The following is a 609-nucleotide window of genomic DNA, read 5'->3' as shown; positions in this document are numbered from 1 at the left end:
CACTTGGCTCGAGTGCTAACGCAACTGCATCAATCTGGTGACAAAAAGATTCTGATGTTGGACGAGCCTACGTCGGCACTGGATCTCGCCCACCAGCACAACACGCTTAAAATTGCTCGTGAGGCGGCAAAAGCGCAGAACGCTGCGGTGGTTGTCGTATTACATGACTTGAACTTAGCCTCACAATACGCAGACCGACTGGTGTTGCTCCATAACGGCAAACTTGTATGCGATGACAACCCTTGGCAAGCCCTAACGCCCGAACGTATTGAACAAGTTTATGGGTATCGATCTATCGTGACAAAACACCCGACTCTGGACTTTCCTCAAGTCCACGCTGCGGCATAGCTTAAAGAGGCGCAGAGCCTCTTTAAGAAGCGATGTACGAGCGATTTCACGCACTAGCCGGCTCTGCCACTCACTTGTTTAAATTTCCCCTCAGAAATGCAAAAGCCACGCTAATAATTAGCGGGGCTTTTTGTAATTTGTGATTATTTGCTCATTTGAATCAGCGAGCGTCCAATCAACCATTCCAGTTCTTTATCTCCACCTGAGCCAAACTGGCTTTCTACCATCTTGTACAGACGATCAATGCCATTTGCTGCAAAT

The 609-nt window shown here is 47.9% G+C and carries 2 pseudogenes; one reads left to right on the top strand and one right to left on the bottom strand.

The features are described from left to right. Nucleotides 1–348: pseudogene (locus R7R78_RS27730) on the top strand (heme ABC transporter ATP-binding protein); the annotation flags it as partial. Between the two features lie 143 nt (nucleotides 349–491). On the opposite strand, the pseudogene R7R78_RS27725 reads toward R7R78_RS27730, so the two are convergent. Next, nucleotides 492–609: pseudogene (locus R7R78_RS27725) on the bottom strand (TetR/AcrR family transcriptional regulator); the annotation flags it as partial.

It is taken from the genome of Vibrio sp. 2134-1, assembly GCF_033339495.1.
The sequence above is the reverse complement of the archived record's forward strand: the minus strand, read 5'-3'. Positions and strand labels throughout refer to the sequence as shown.